General features: G+C 46.6%; 13 protein-coding genes. 10 read left to right on the top strand and 3 right to left on the bottom strand.

Going from position 1 to position 14,328, the window contains the following annotated elements; all coding sequences use genetic code 11:
* The first annotated feature begins 29 nt into the window (after positions 1–29).
* From BBD42_RS29920 to BBD42_RS29905, 4 genes are all read left to right on the top strand, one after another.
* Positions 30–1,043 carry a LacI family DNA-binding transcriptional regulator gene (locus tag BBD42_RS29920; RefSeq protein ID WP_172455671.1) on the top strand — a complete coding sequence of 338 codons (1,014 nt, stop codon included), beginning with the start codon at positions 30–32 and terminating at the stop codon, positions 1,041–1,043.
* A 289-nt stretch (positions 1,044–1,332) separates the two neighbouring features.
* Positions 1,333–1,845 carry a VOC family protein gene (locus BBD42_RS29915; protein ID WP_099521125.1) on the top strand — a complete coding sequence of 171 codons (513 nt, stop codon included), beginning with the start codon at positions 1,333–1,335 and terminating at the stop codon, positions 1,843–1,845.
* Positions 1,846–1,909: 64 nt separating this feature from the next.
* Entirely contained in the window at positions 1,910–2,794 is an 885-nt protein-coding gene (locus BBD42_RS29910; protein ID WP_237163280.1) for a TolB family protein, read from the top strand.
* An 83-nt stretch (positions 2,795–2,877) separates the two neighbouring features.
* On the top strand, positions 2,878–4,020 hold the full coding sequence (locus BBD42_RS29905; RefSeq protein ID WP_099521124.1) for a Gfo/Idh/MocA family protein: 1,143 nt from the start codon (positions 2,878–2,880) through the stop codon (positions 4,018–4,020).
* A 96-nt stretch (positions 4,021–4,116) separates the two neighbouring features.
* On the opposite strand, the gene BBD42_RS29900 is transcribed toward BBD42_RS29905, so the two are convergent.
* Positions 4,117–5,034: a LysR family transcriptional regulator gene (locus BBD42_RS29900; RefSeq protein WP_099521123.1), complete on the bottom strand. Its 918-nt coding sequence runs from the start codon at positions 5,032–5,034 to the stop codon at positions 4,117–4,119.
* Between the two features lie 135 nt (positions 5,035–5,169).
* Between BBD42_RS29900 and BBD42_RS29895 the strand changes: the two genes are divergently transcribed.
* Entirely contained in the window at positions 5,170–5,682 is a 513-nt protein-coding gene (locus BBD42_RS29895; protein WP_099521122.1) for a GNAT family N-acetyltransferase, read from the top strand.
* 22 nt (positions 5,683–5,704) lie between these two features.
* Here BBD42_RS29895 and BBD42_RS29890 read toward each other — a convergent pair whose 3' ends face one another.
* Positions 5,705–7,099, bottom strand: a complete 1,395-nt coding sequence (locus tag BBD42_RS29890) for an aminotransferase-like domain-containing protein (RefSeq protein WP_099521121.1) — start codon at positions 7,097–7,099, stop codon at positions 5,705–5,707.
* 109 nt (positions 7,100–7,208) lie between these two features.
* On the opposite strand from BBD42_RS29890, the gene azlC reads away from it, so the two are divergent.
* The 3 genes from azlC to BBD42_RS29875 all read left to right on the top strand — a co-directional run bounded on the left by azlC (position 7,209) and on the right by BBD42_RS29875 (position 9,557).
* Entirely contained in the window at positions 7,209–7,919 is a 711-nt protein-coding gene (gene azlC / locus BBD42_RS29885; RefSeq protein ID WP_099521120.1) for an azaleucine resistance protein AzlC, read from the top strand.
* A gap of 2 nt (positions 7,920–7,921) precedes the next feature.
* The gene (locus tag BBD42_RS29880) at positions 7,922–8,248 is read left to right on the top strand and encodes a branched-chain amino acid transporter permease (RefSeq protein ID WP_481855993.1); all 327 of its coding nucleotides are present in this window, start codon (positions 7,922–7,924) and stop codon (positions 8,246–8,248) included.
* A gap of 235 nt (positions 8,249–8,483) precedes the next feature.
* Complete coding sequence (locus tag BBD42_RS29875) at positions 8,484–9,557, top strand: hypothetical protein (protein ID WP_099521118.1); 1,074 nt, start codon at positions 8,484–8,486, stop codon at positions 9,555–9,557.
* 124 nt (positions 9,558–9,681) lie between these two features.
* On the opposite strand, the gene BBD42_RS29870 is transcribed toward BBD42_RS29875, so the two are convergent.
* Entirely contained in the window at positions 9,682–10,983 is a 1,302-nt protein-coding gene (locus BBD42_RS29870) for a hypothetical protein (RefSeq protein WP_099521117.1), read from the bottom strand.
* A gap of 245 nt (positions 10,984–11,228) precedes the next feature.
* On the opposite strand from BBD42_RS29870, the gene BBD42_RS29865 reads away from it, so the two are divergent.
* A complete protein-coding gene (locus BBD42_RS29865; RefSeq protein WP_099521116.1) occupies positions 11,229–12,116 on the top strand; it encodes a glycoside hydrolase family 43 protein in 888 nt (295 codons plus the stop codon).
* Positions 12,117–12,371: 255 nt separating this feature from the next.
* The gene (locus BBD42_RS29860) at positions 12,372–14,300 is read left to right on the top strand and encodes a beta-glucoside-specific PTS transporter subunit IIABC (protein WP_099521115.1); all 1,929 of its coding nucleotides are present in this window, start codon (positions 12,372–12,374) and stop codon (positions 14,298–14,300) included.
* Positions 14,301–14,328 lie beyond the last annotated feature (28 nt).

Below are 14,328 nucleotides of genomic sequence, written 5' to 3'. Positions count from 1 at the left end.
GATAACATATGGGAATCTGGAGACTGAAAATGAATATTAAGATGTCGGATGTGGCTAAGGCAGCTGGTGTTTCGCTTGCGACCGTCGGCAGAGTTTTGCATAATAACGGTTATGTGTCTGAGGATAAGCGCCGGGAAATCGAACGCATCATCAAAGAATTAGGATATATTCCAAACCGAATTGCACAGGGGCTGAAAAGCAGCCGCAGCAACATTATTGGACATTTGACGCTATTCAACACCAATATGCAGTTCAAGGAGATCAGCTCCGCGATTAATACGGCAGCGGCAAGCAGCGGTTACCATGTGCTGACGCTGACGAGCCACATGGGCTTGGACGAGGAAGAGCAGCAAATTAACGACTTGATCGGCCACCGGGTGGACGGAGTCATTCTGACTTCCTATCATTCCATTTCCAAAGACTTGATTGGGCGTCTAATTGAAAATCACATTCCGGTTGTGATGATCGAACGAACCTATGACATGCCGATGGTAGACCGCATAGTCGTTAATGATCGTGCGAGCTCATTAGGTGCAGTCCGGCATATGCTGCAAAAGGGCCATCGGCGAATTGCCTTTATCGGCTCCAAGCTGGGGCATCAGGTGGAAGAGGATCGTTATGCCGGTTATTTGGATGCGCTGAACGAGGCGGGAATTGCCCCTCATGAAGAGTGGGTGCAGGTGATGCCCGAATATTCGATTGAGGCGGGCCGAATGGCAATCGACCAGCTTTTAAGGGCCGTGCAGCCGCCTACAGCGATTTTTATGACGTCTGATATTTACGCCTGCGGAGTATTGCAGATATTGTATGAACGCGGTCTTCGCGTACCTGATGATCTTTCGCTGATCGGATATGACAACACGCTGTCCGCTTTGCTGTCACCGCCGATTACTTCCGTCGGCTTGCCATTTAAGGAAATTGGCGATCATGCTTTGCAACTGCTTTTGCAGCGAATGAATGACCAGACAGCCTCATCTTGCACAATCGGGATAGACCCGTTTTTGATGGATCGCCATACGGTGCGAGAATGGAAGGGCGACTAAAGCCAGACGGTCTGCAAAGGAAGACGGCGGCCTTTCCTTCGGCCCGGGCGGGTTTTCCCATCGGGCTCCGTGCTCCTTGCTTTTTAGCCTCAGCACCGCGTTAGCTGGAAGATTTTTTGCGTAAGCTTAGTTAAGCCTTGCCTAGTTTTATTACCAATGTGTTAACGTTAACATAATGATTGCGAGTGATATGTTAACGTTAACACATTGTATGGACACCAGCTAGCTTCATGTTTTGCATCATTATTCATCTGCATGGCTTTTAAACAAATCGAAGGAGTGGGAAAAAATGATGACTCAATCGCCACCTGTAATGACCCAGATCTGCCTTGTCGTTCATGATGCAAAGCAGGCCAGCGCCAATTGGTCCAAGGTGCTCGGCGTCCAGCAGGCGCCTGTAGAAATATTTCCGACGGAAGGCTTGCTTCACTATACGCATGAGAAGGCCGCTGAATATAGCGGCTGCAAGGTCGCCAAATATGAGCTGGGGCATTTCATACTAGAGCTCATGCAGCCAGCGGAAACGCCGAGTCCATGGAGAACCTTCTTGGACAACAACGGACAAGGCGTATTCCATTTCTGCCTGTTTGTAGATGACCGGAAGGCGATGTATGACACGCTGGAGGGCATCGGAGCAGAACAGCCGTATCATGTCGGCTATTTCGGCAAAGGCTCGTACAGCTATGTGGACACGAAAGCGCAGCTTGGGCTAGAGCTCAGCATTAACAACTTGGCTGACACTAGCCCTTTAATGGAGCTTCTGGTCAAAGGGCTGGCCAAGCCTTTAGACGAAGTGAAATAAGCGGACTAATCGCATCAGACATGAAACCATAAGCCATTTTAAATATCAGAGGGGGATTGGGACAGTGGACATTCATACGCTCAGAGCTTTGATGAAGCAGCGGGATAGCTGCAGCCTATTGGAAACGCTCGATATCGTTACGGGGGAACGGACGATTTTACGAGAATTCGACTATGTCATTGAAGCTCCGAATTGGACGCAGGACGGCCGATTTCTAGTTTATAACGGCAATGGCCGCATGTACGCCTACGAATTGGACAGCCAAACGGTTAAGCAGATTGAAACCGGATTTGCGATCGATTGCAACAACGATCATGTGCTTTCTCCCGACGGCACGAGGCTTGCGGTCAGCCATTTTACGGAAGAGGATGCAAGCTCCCGAATTTATGTGCTGCCACTGGAGGGAGGCACGCCGGAGCTTGTAACGCCGAATGCTCCTAGCTATTTGCATGGGTGGTCTCCTGACGGCTCGACGCTTGCTTATTGTGCGGAAAGAAAGGGTCAATACGATATTTATACGATTGCTGTGAGCGGCGGCGGCGAAACGCAGCTGACCGATATTCCAGGAAGCTTGGATGATGGGCCTGAATATTCCCCATGCGGCCGTTGGATCTGGTTTAATTCGACGCGAAGCGGCCTCATGCAAATTTGGCGCATGGATGCTGACGGGGAAAATCAGGAGCAAATGACTTTTGACGAAGCAAACAGCTGGTTCCCGCATGTGTCTCCCGATGGCAAATGGGTATGTTATGTGGCCTACCGCACCGAAGATGTTGCCCCCGGCGAGCACCCGCCGAACAAACAAGTGGAGCTTCGCTTAATGCCTGCCGAAGGCGGAGCGTCACGCACGATTGCCCAGCTGTTCGGCGGTCAAGGCACGATCAACGTCAATTCATGGGCGCCGGACAGCCGCAAGCTTGCCTTTGTTTCGTACCGCTTGAAGGCCTAACGTTCTAATCCCGGATGAACAAATGACGATGCTCATTTTCGGGGCGTGAGCTATTTTTTATAATATAGAAGGGGTTGACTAGGATGACGGCTTTAAAACCTGTAAAAGTAGCTACTATTGGATGCGGAGCGATTAGCGACGCCTATTTAAGCACGATGATTAACCAGTTTCGTATATTAGAGGTTGTCGGCTGCTATGATCGTAATTTGGACAAGACCGAGCGCACTGCCGAAAAATACAACATTAAAGCGCTCTCCATGCAGCAAATTTTGGAAGATGACTCTATTGAGCTCGTTGTTAATTTGACAGCTTCGACCGCCCATTACAGTGTCGTCAAGCAGCTGCTGGAAGCTGGCAAGCATGTTTATACCGAGAAGGTGCTGGCGCTGGAGCTGGAGGAAGCGGCCGAGCTTGTGCGAATTGCGGATGAAAAAAACCTATACCTGGGCGTCGCCCCGGATACGTTTCTCGGAGCCAGCATTCAGACTGCCAGATATGTAGTCGAAAGCGGGATGATCGGAACGATTACATCCGCTCACTGCGCCTTGAGCCGGGATGTATCCCTCTTCGCGGAGCTGTCCCCGAATGCGATTAAGCCCGGCGCGGGTATCGGTTTTGACGTAGGCATTTATTATATTACCGCTTTGCTGAGCCTTTTGGGACCTGTTGCGGAGGTTTCCGGAATTGCGAAGACGCTGAACAAGGAACGGCAGCATTATTATATGGAAAAGCTCGGCGAGTGCTACGAAATCCAGTGTGAAAATCTAATGGCTGGCACGCTGCAATTTGAGAGCGGGGCGGTCGGCAGCTTGCTGTTTGACTCCAATTCCATACTGATAGTCCCAGAGAAGCCTACGCTGGTGCTGTACGGCACGGATGGCGTGATGTATATGTCAGATCCCAACCTTTTTGGAGGGGAGGTCAAAGTTATACTGAAGGGGAACACGGAGCCGATGGTGATGCAGCAATCCCATAGCTTTACGCAGGAGAGCAGAGGACTTGGCGTTGCAGAAATGGCATGGTCCATGCGCAAGGGCAGAGCGAACCGGGCCAGCAAGGAGATGGGCTATCATGCGCTGGAAATTTTACACAGCATCGTAAAAAGCGGCGAGACGAAGCAGCACATCGCTCTGCAATCGACCTTTACCAATATGCCGGCTTTGCCGAGAGGCTATGTGACTAATTCCCATTTTAAATTTCAGGACGAGTCTGGTCTTGCTTATTAAGCAATCGTACAGAGAATGAAGGGAAATAAGCAGAAGGCGGCGATTCCAACTGAGGAAGAATGGAATCGGCTGCCTTCTTGTTTATTAGCTTATGTATCAACTTTTTGGTTTTGCTTTTTCCAATGCTTCTGACACAAGCTCAATGTAAACCTTAATTTCTTCTGGCAAAATAATATCATTGCGCCTTATGTAGCCAATTTCAATTGGATGTCCATTTTCCAAGGGAATCGCTATAAGGGGAGGGTTTAAATTGTTTTTGACGATGCTGCCTGTGCCAATATTGTATCCGTTTGTATTGGAGAGAATATCATTCATTGTTCCTCTATCATTTATATAAACTAGTTTTTCGAGTGTATTCATGTTAATTGCTTCCTCCGCAAAATGAAGCAGCATGTCATCCTTCTGGTATGTTAGATAAGGATAGGGCTTCAATTGCTCTAAAGCAATGGATTCAAATGAAGCTAGAGGATGTTCATTACGTAGAAAAACATGCTGCTTAATAGAAGTCAAAGGAGTAAAGATTAAAGATTTTGAGAGGAAGTAGCGCTCAAAATAATGTTTATTTAAAGGAGTTAGCGATAAAATGCCAATGATGCTTTTGCCTAAGTGAACATCCTCAATAACATCGATTGTTTTTCCTTCCCGCATGGTCAGCTCATATTTATGCCCAGCAAAATCATTCATCCATTTTGAAAAAGCTTCAATTGCAAAGCTGTAATGCTGGGATGAAAGGGAGAGCTTCTTCAATTCGGTCGTATTTTTTTTGTTAAAGTGATCAACAACAGAACCCATTTGCTCTAAGAGCATCTTTGCATAAAACAATAATTCCGTACCCTCTTTAGTAAAGGTTACCCCTTTATTCCTTCTATCAAGAATGAGTACCCCTAACTCTTTTTCTAAATCCTGTATGGCCTTGCTGATGCTCGGCTGTGTCATATAAAGCGCGGAGGCGGCTTTACTAATAGAGCTGTGTTTAGAAACCTCGACCAAATATCGTAATTGTTGAAATGTCATTGTTATACCTGCCTTCAGCCATGCTTTTTGCTATAACTTTATTTTATGGCAAACGAATGAAAAGTTCAATTTTACGAATTTTATTGGGATTGATACGATAGGAAAAACAACGCTTGTGCGAAAGGAATGACGATAATGATTAGGGAAGCGTTAAACAAGGATTTGCCGGAAATATTAAATATCTATAATGATGCTATATTGCATACAACGGCTGTTTATTGTTATGAAGCGGATACTCTGAATGGAAGAATACAGTGGTTTAACAATAAAAAACAGGACGGTTATCCAGTGCTCGTATATGAGAAGGGGGGAAGAATTGCCGGCTTTGCCACCTTTGGGCCATTCAGGCCATGGCCGGCTTATAAATACGCAATTGAACATTCAGTTTATGTTAGCAAGGATTTTCGCAATCTGGGCATTGCTTCAAAATTAATGAAAGAGCTTATTGATACCGCTAACAAAAGAGAATATGCGACCATCGTTGCGGGAATTGATGCAGCTAATACGCCAAGTATTAAGCTCCACGAAAAGCTGGGTTTTGTATATGCAGGCATAATAAAAAAAGCAGGGTATAAATTTGGCGACTGGCTGGACCTGGCCTTTTATCAATTGGATTTAAGCGGCCCTAAGTCGCCAAATGAAAAATAGCAGCGTTCAAGATAGCTGTGAATTATACAATTGCCGAGCTTCTCAAAATGCTCAAGCCTCTTTCTAATTCCTCAAAGGAATTTGTTGACGCAAGTGCTATACGCAGAAATTTGTCCTTTATGCCTGCTCCGCTAAGAAATCGGTCCGAATGGAAAACACAAATGCCTTGCTCCAGTAAGGCGCCTTCGATTTGCACGGCCGATTGTTTGCTCGAAATTGGCAGCCAGCGGTAAAAGCTTAAGGGATGGCCCTTGCACGAAGGTACTGGAAAGTACGCTGCAAATAGGTGATTGGCTCTTTGTGCGAGCTGCTTTTTTTCCTCCACAATTTCATAGGCTGCCCCTGATAAGATGAGCTCGGTTGTAATCTCGGCGTTCAACGAAGAAGTTTTAACATTAATATTGAATATCGCTTTTTCAATTCGTTCTTTGAAATTCTCACTATACACGAGATAAGCGACTCGAAGCCCGGAACAAATGGACTTGGAGGTGCTGCAGATGTAAATGGCTTGCTCGGGAAGCATTTGAAACATCGGATTTGGGTAATCGTCCATCAAGCCAGCCGTTAAAAAAGCATGAATATCATCTTCGATTAAAATCAAGCGATGCTTGCGAATGACAGCAGCAAGCTCTTTTTTTCGCGCTTCGGACATAACGACCGTCGTAGGATTCGAGCAGGAAGGCATGAGAAAGATGCCATGGATGTCTAGCAGGCGGCAATGCTGCTCCAGCTCGCTCGGCAGCATGCCCTCCTCATCAGCCAAAACAGGAACTAACTGAATCCGATGCATCTTTGAGATTTCAATAAAGTTTGTATAGGTGAATACATCCACAGCTATACGGTTCCCAGGTTCAAATAAAGCCAATAAAGTGATGGCCAGCGCATTCTGTGCCCCCGAAACGATCGCTACATGCTCTGCTTTCGCGTGGATTCCCACCGTCTTCATCCAACTTAATCCCGCCATTTTATGGTGAGGAAGTCCCGTTGGATCGTTGTAATTCAACAACCCTTCCATATAGCTTTTTTCTGCTACTTTTTTAGCCGCTAATGCAACAAGCCGATTCGTTTGTTCAAAGGACGCGACAAATCCAAGGTCAATACAGTCGATCGCAACTTTGTCTTTTGAAATCGTAATGGAACGGGCAGCATTCGGAGCTACAAATGTGCCACTGCCGGTAACGGCATAGATCAATCCTTTCGTTTCGCAAACTTTGTATGCACGCGTAATCGTCGTGAAATTCACATCTAAAAAATCAGCCAGCTCACGCTGAGGAGGCAGCTTTGTGCCAGGAGCTAATAGGCCGATTGCTATATCATGCTCTAATAACTCGGCTAAGGATAAATAAAGGGGACGATTCAATATCGTTTTATCGGGTCTCCACGACATAGGGTAATCAACGAAAGAATTAATCGGCATACGATACCTCGCAAAATTGTAATGCATACAATTATACCGTTGATTGTATGGATTTGCACCGTTATGATTAGCAAAGAAATAATGAAGTTTGAGGTGGAAAACAACATTCATGAATAACAAAAAAGAAATGTATTCCGCATTTCGCACAGCCTTCCCGCATACCATCCCTATCTTTGCCGGGTTTTTATTTTTAGGAGTGGCATACGGGATCTTTGTGAATATTTCTGGCTTTCATGCCGGGTATGCCATTGCTATGAGCCTATTGATTTTTGCTGGTTCCATGGAATTTGTCGCTGTAGGTTTGCTGCTTGCCGCATTTAATCCATTAGGTGCATTAATTCTTGCGTTAATGGTTAACGCTCGCCATCTTTTTTATGGCATATCGATGCTTGAAAAATATAGAGGGACAGGCATGAAAAAGATCTACTTAATTTTTGGGCTCTGCGATGAATCCTTCTCCATCAATTACACGGCGAATATCCCCAAAGAAGTGGACAAAGGATGGTACATGTTTTTCGTCACCTTGCTTAACCATTGTTATTGGGTGCTTGGCGCCGCTATTGGCGGAATCCTTGGGCCATTGGTGAATATCAATATGGAAGGTCTTGAGTTCGTCATGACAGCTCTGTTTGTTGTCATTTTTATTGAACAGTGGAAGAAGGAAAGGAAGCACCACAGTGCTTTAATCGGGCTGGCATTATCGATTCTCAGTCTGATTCTTTTCGATAGCAGCAGCTTCATTTTACCAGCGATGCTTACTATTCTTCTCTTCCTTACGTTATTAAGAACAAAGCTTGAAAGCGCAGGTGAACAGGCTTGACGATGACATTATTAGAGCGGTGTATTACGATCGCAATGGTTGTTTTGGGAACGATGGCTACAAGATTCCTGCCCTTTCTCCTCTTCCCGGCAGGGCGCTCCACTCCGAAATATGTCCAATATCTTGGAACGGTGCTTCCGTCATCGGCTTTAGGGCTATTGGTAATATACAGTTTAAAGGATGTCAGTCTGCTCTCCGGTAACCACGGTGTACCCGAGCTGATTTCCGTTGCGATTGTTGCTTTGCTTCACATTTGGCGTGGAAATATGCTTTTATCGATAGCGGGCGGTACGATCGTTTATATGTTATTCGTGCAGCTGGTTTTTTAGTGCCAGGGTCAAAGGTTCAGTATGGGCAAAAACTCAAAGCGCTAGAGGCGATTGATCAAAAAGGATTGCAGCTTGTTAACGAATACGTTACAATTATAGGATAATTATTACAAATAAGGATGTAAGAAGGGGTGTTTTGCTGCGGTTTTGTCTACATACTGCGTCATCTTCATCTAGAGTTTCTCAAAAAATAATTGTGACAAGCCCTCAATTATAATGAGAAAGGAAGGATCGTTTGACAAAAAAGATGCTGCCTGTAACGATACCAATGGTTGTGGGGTACAAAAGATATTCCCATTTTTTAGCGGTCATGAGCAACGATGAAAAGTCTCATGCCTGGATATTGAATCATTTTATACAGCTGTATACAGATAAGCCCTTCGATAAAGACATTCATTGGCTGAGCTTTTATTTAGGGGAGCCCCTTATTTGGAGGCACAACAATAACCCGTGGATTTATACGCAAGAAATAGAATTGAGTCTAATTAACCAATTGACTCCATTAGAGGAGTTTATTAAAAGCTGCATTGACAACAATCAATATGTTTATATAAATTGCGATTATTTTTATGTGCCTTATTCGAATTTTTATGGGAAGGTCAATAGAAGAAGCCAATTGCTTATTACGGGCTATGATTTGGAGAAAAATGAATTTACGCTGATGGATTATTTCAACGCCCAGTATACGGCAGTCACCATTTCCATTCCGGCGCTTGTTCACGCTGCGAAACAGGGGATTTATGGACAAGCGTTAAATCGCTCCAAAATCGTGGTCATTGAATTAAATCAAGTCGAGCATTATGAATTTAATTTTTCGTTAGCGAGCAAGCTGCTGAGGGATTATTTGTACGCTAGAAATTCATACGAACGAATGCCTTTATTCACGAAGCCGAGGGAGCAGGCCTCATACGGCATCGATGTTTATACGGATTTGCAGCAATTTCTTGACCGGATTGAACAACAGAGCACCGCGCATTCAAGCTTGCCTTTTCATATTTTGTATGAGCATAAAAAATGCATGCGCTTACTTTTTGACTATTTAAGCAAGACGGGAAGGATTAAGCCTTCAACTGCGTTAGCTGATGAATTTTCACTATTAATCGACAAAACGCTTGTGCTGCGCAATCTCTATCTGAAACTCGAAATTAGCGAGGACCTGCTCCTCATTGGCAAAATGAAGCAATGTGTGGAAACGATTAAAGCTTTGGAAATTTCAGCGCTTGAGAAGCTGATTGGGCTCATGGATGAAGCGGGCAGCGTCGATTTAAAGCAGGATACGCTGGATGAAGCGTCCTCCGTGCATAGCTGAGGCAATGGTTTGAAAAAAGGCAAGGCTGACGATGGACATCAATCCATCGCCAGCCTTTTGCAATTCAGAAAGATGGAGAGGCTGCTCTGCTGCTGCAGAGTGCCCGCTTAATTACGCCCCATTTTTAACCTTGTTCATATATAAGGGTTCGCCCATCCTCGGAAATGCGCGGTTCCTCCTTGGCGGCCGAATCCTTGACCGGTGCTGCTGGCGCTGCTTCAGCGGGCTTTTTCACTTCATGAATGACATCATAGCTGTAGTAGCTAATATCCGTTTCTTCTATGTCATAATTCGTCGTGTTTTTTAGTGCATAGGTAAAGGCTTTGATGAGAGCGACGTTAGAATCAAGCCACCGAACGACTTCTATCGCTGAATGATCGCCGGAAGAGGCTTTCAACGAAGCAATAAGCAGTCCATCACGGTCATAAAAATGAATTTGCTGAGGAGCCAGCTTTAAGTAGTCAATATCGATGCCTGTGATGCGATGCCGCTGCTCTGGAGCCGTATCCATCCAGGCCACGGTGCCTGCCGGATTCCACTTCATCAATTCGGAGGCGACATAGCGTTTTTCCGGAAGTTTAACACTTTTAAGCGGTTGTCCGTCAGCCGTGTAAAAAGCAACCTCCCCGCTTTCATCGTTGTGGACGAAACGTTCAAAGTCAGGTGACACGAACAACGAAGGGGCTCCGGTCGTCGAATGAGGGATGACGCGGAACTTATTTTCCGGCACCCGATCCTGCTTGTCCTCGCCTTGCAGGTCGAAAACCCACACGTTCCCCAAATAGCTCTGCATAAACAATTGCTGCTTCTCTTCGTTCCATTGATATTGATAAATGTAGTCGTAGTCGTCACCCAGCGGCCAAAAATCCTCTCTAATCCGCGCCATTTCACCTGATTTAGCATTTAAAGCGGACAGGTGGTAGCGACCGCCGTCGCCAATGATTTCCGGTTCAAGAAACACGAGCCGTTCCTCGTCCAGTTTGAGAAGCTGCCGCTCCTTCCCGGGATGAAAAGAATTGTACCAGCGATTGTTGGAATCGGTAATCGTCTCGCTCCATTCGACCTTTACCTCGTCCTGTCCGGAGCGGTGCGAAAGAAGCGCATTTGTAACGATATCGTCGCCGCGGTACAGATTGACCATGTGATAGATGCTTCCTTGAAGCTCGACAGGAGGGCTGCTGCTCATGGAATAATGGCCGAAAGAAGCGGGCAAAGCTGCACTTAGGCTGCCATCGGCGTTACGGCTCGTAGTAAAGCTAAGGCTGCCCAGTTCAGCAGCCGAATTCGTAACGGCAGCCGCAGGCTGAGCCGTTGAAATGGGCTTCTCGGTTGCTGTGGGTGTCCCTATTTGGCTATCATTCGAACAGCCACTTATTAAGAGGCCGAATAAAATACATCCTTGAACGGTTATATGTTTTGCTTTCATGTTTGCACTCCTCTTAGTGAAATGAACGATAATTTTTTTTCCTGCATTTTCATTTCAGACGAATATCCGCACAATTTGTTGCATGCTGGGCCACCATTAGCACAGAGCTGTCTCCTTCAAAAAAAGATTGCGATCAGGCTACTCAAATTATATGATGAGGTAAGGTTAATTCATATGCTCTTTAATTAATGATTTCATTAATTCATTTGTGAATACGATTAAATTAGCGCAAAGGGGCGTTTCATTTGAGCAAAAAACAGCTGGGAGATATTCATTTTCGCGATCCGTATATACTAGTCGACCAAACACGCCAAAAATATTATTTGTACGGCTCCACCGGGCAAAATGTATGGAGCGGCAAAGCGCTAGGCTTTGACGTTTATGAGAGCGGCGACCTCGTTGGGTGGGAGGGGCCCATTGCGTGCTTCCGGCCTGAGCCGGACTTCTGGTCGGACCATCATTATTGGGCACCGGAGGTATACGAGTGGGAAGGCCGCTATTATATGTTCGCCAGCTTCAAAGCAGACGGCATTCCGCGGGTGACGGGCGTTCTGGCGGCAGACCAGCCGCAAGGGCCGTTCGAGCCATGGAGCCGGGCGCTGACCCCGCCGGAGTGGGAATGCCTGGATGGCACGCTGTTCATCGACAATGGTGGCGATCCATGGATGGTGTTCTGCAAGGAGTGGGTGCAGGTACAGGACGGCGAAATGTATGCGGTGCGGATTACTCGTGATTTCAAGCAAGCTATTGGCGATCCGGTCTTATTGTTCAAAGCTTCGGATGCTGTTTGGTCGGTCGGCGGCGGCGACAATCAGCAAAACTACGTCACGGACGGCCCTTTCCTGCACCGGATGGCAAATGGCGAGCTGGTCATGATGTGGTCGACGTCTGGTCAGGAAGGCTATACGATGGGCATTGCCCGCTCGGCTTCCGGGCAAATTACTGGACCATGGATTCAGGACGCCGAGCCATTGTTCGCGAAGGATGGGGGACATGGCATGCTGTTTAGAACGTTTGAAGGCCAGCTATGCCTGACCATTCATGCGCCTAACAAGCATCCGCAGGAGCGTCCCGTCATTTTCCGCTTGGAAGAAGCGGATGGCCAATTTATTTTGCTTGATCAAATGGAATAAACGGCATGTAGGCAAAAAAGATTTGCAATTTCTAAACATCTGGCTATAATAGGGCTAAGCGCTTATTTACCAAACAGCTCGAGACTAAACCATCAAGCTTCACAACCAATAACTTCATATTTTATCCAATACAGGCATGTTACTGTTCGGCAGGCAAGACCTAGATTGGGTAGGTAATCTTTACTTTTACCTGCCCGTCTTAGGTCTTTTTTTGTTGCCTATATTTGCATGCTTACAATCTCTGGAGGGAACATTATGAACTACAAAGAGACGGCGAAGTCCATCCTGGACAAGGTTGGCGGCGAAAGCAACATTTCCAGCGTCATCCACTGCTCGACCCGGCTGAGAATGACCTTGAAAACACCGGCGAAAGCGCAGACAGAGGCGATTAAACAACTGGATGGCGTTTTGGATGTCGTCAATAGCAGCGGGCAATATCAAATTATTATTGGCAACGATGTAGGTTATGTGTACAGGGAGCTAGCCCAAATGACCAATATTGATGCAGAATCTGGCAGCGTGAAACGGGAAAAAGGGTTTAAAGCGGGGTTCAACCTGTTCGCCGGCACCATTTCGGGCATTATCCAGCCAGTCATTCCGGCGATTGCCGCTGCCGGGATGTTGAAAGCGCTTTTAGTGCTTGTTACTTCGTTAGGCTGGTTGGCTAAAGAAAATCAAGTGTATGTGATTTTATCGATTGTCGGCGATGCAGCGTTTTATTTCCTGCCGATTTTACTCGCATTTACGAGTGCGCAGAAGTTCAAAGTTAATCCGTATGTGGCGGTATCGATTGCGGGCGTGCTGCTGCATCCGAATTTGACGGCGTTGTTCAACAGCAAGGTGCCGATTGCTTTTCTCGGCATGCCTATACCTGTCGTCCAATATGCTTCGACGGTGATTCCGATTATTCTTATCGTATGGTTCATGTCCTACATTGAGCGATTTGCCGATAAGGTATCGCCAGGACCCGTCAAAATTTTTCTGAAGCCGTTAATTGTACTGCTTATCGTTGTGCCTGTCGGCTTGATCGTCATTGGGCCGCTCGGAACTTATGTGGGCAATGGCTTATCTACGGGAGTCTATTGGATTCAGGATCGGGCTGGGTGGCTGACGGTTGCGCTTATGGCGATTATTTTGCCATTCATCGTCATGTTCGGCATGCACAAAGTATTTTATCCCGTCGTATTTACATCTCTTGCTTCGCCGGGTTATGACACATTGCTGCTGGTTGCAATGCTTTCCTACAATATTGCTCAAGGCTCTGGTGCTTTGGCGGTTGCTTTCAAGACGAAGGATGCCAAGCTCAAGTCGCTGGCGATTTCAGCAGGCATTTCAGGCTTGTTCGGCATTACCGAGCCAGCGTTGTACGGCGTCCATTTGCGCTTAAAGAAAACGATGATCGGCTGTATGATCGGTGCGGGAATAGCCGGAGCTTACTCCGGTATTGTCCAGCTAAAAGCTTATGCAGCGGTCGGTCCTGGACTTGCTTCGCTTCCCATGTACATTAGCTCGGATTCTTCGGCTAACATTATAAATGCAATTGTCACATTGATTATTTCGGCAGTGATTACGTTCCTTGCGGTTTATTTTATTGGTTTTCAGGATACGGCTCAACCAGCTGCAGCTGGAAATGGAACGGTAGTGCCACCTGCTTCCTCCACTACGCTAACGCAGCAGGCTGGAGCGTCTGAGCAAGCAAAGCAGGCTCCGCAAACGGTCAAATCCAATGCGAAAAGCTATATTTACAGCCCGCTGGAAGGAACAAGCGTCGCTCTTCGCAACATTAAAGACGAGGCGTTCTCCAAAGAGCTGATGGGCAAAGGCATGGCCGTTCGTCCTAGTGCCGGAAGGGTAGTCGCTCCTTTTGACGGCACGCTGGAGACGCTGACTCGTTCGAAGCATGCTTTAGGGCTAAAGTCTGCTTCCGGCGTGGAATTGCTTATTCATATCGGCCTCGACACGGTGAAGCTGAAAGGCCAGCATTTTACGGCTCATGCAGCAGTGGGTGACGTCATTAAGCAAGGGCAGCTTCTAGTTGAATTTGACCTTGAGGCCATCAAGCAAGCTGGCTATGATACGACGACTCCGGTCATTGTAACGAATACCGCGGATTATTTGGAAATTGTGACCCAGGATGAAAATAGTCCGGCTGGTCCCGATACGCGGCTGGTAACCGTTATATAAATTAAATATTATCAACGACGGGGTGCTC

This window comes from Paenibacillus sp. BIHB 4019, assembly GCF_002741035.1.
Taxonomy (GTDB): Bacteria; Bacillota; Bacilli; order Paenibacillales; family Paenibacillaceae; genus Pristimantibacillus.
This window is presented reverse-complemented; position numbering and strand designations above follow the sequence as displayed.

What these genes read in the sequence shown, in the direction of transcription:
- BBD42_RS29920 (WP_172455671.1), top strand. Translation starts at nt 30, where the DNA reads ATGAATATTAAGATGTCGGATGTGGCTAAGGCAGCTGGTGTTTCGCTT.
- BBD42_RS29915 (WP_099521125.1), top strand. Translation starts at nt 1,333, where the DNA reads ATGATGACTCAATCGCCACCTGTAATGACCCAGATCTGCCTTGTCGTT.
- BBD42_RS29905 (WP_099521124.1), top strand. Translation starts at nt 2,878, where the DNA reads ATGACGGCTTTAAAACCTGTAAAAGTAGCTACTATTGGATGCGGAGCG.
- BBD42_RS29900 (WP_099521123.1), bottom strand. Translation starts at nt 5,034, where the DNA reads ATGACATTTCAACAATTACGATATTTGGTCGAGGTTTCTAAACACAGC.
- BBD42_RS29895 (WP_099521122.1), top strand. Translation starts at nt 5,170, where the DNA reads ATGATTAGGGAAGCGTTAAACAAGGATTTGCCGGAAATATTAAATATC.
- BBD42_RS29890 (WP_099521121.1), bottom strand. Translation starts at nt 7,099, where the DNA reads ATGCCGATTAATTCTTTCGTTGATTACCCTATGTCGTGGAGACCCGAT.
- azlC (WP_099521120.1), top strand. Translation starts at nt 7,209, where the DNA reads ATGAATAACAAAAAAGAAATGTATTCCGCATTTCGCACAGCCTTCCCG.
- BBD42_RS29880 (WP_481855993.1), top strand. Translation starts at nt 7,922, where the DNA reads ATGACATTATTAGAGCGGTGTATTACGATCGCAATGGTTGTTTTGGGA.
- BBD42_RS29870 (WP_099521117.1), bottom strand. Translation starts at nt 10,983, where the DNA reads ATGAAAGCAAAACATATAACCGTTCAAGGATGTATTTTATTCGGCCTC.
- BBD42_RS29860 (WP_099521115.1), top strand. Translation starts at nt 12,372, where the DNA reads ATGAACTACAAAGAGACGGCGAAGTCCATCCTGGACAAGGTTGGCGGC.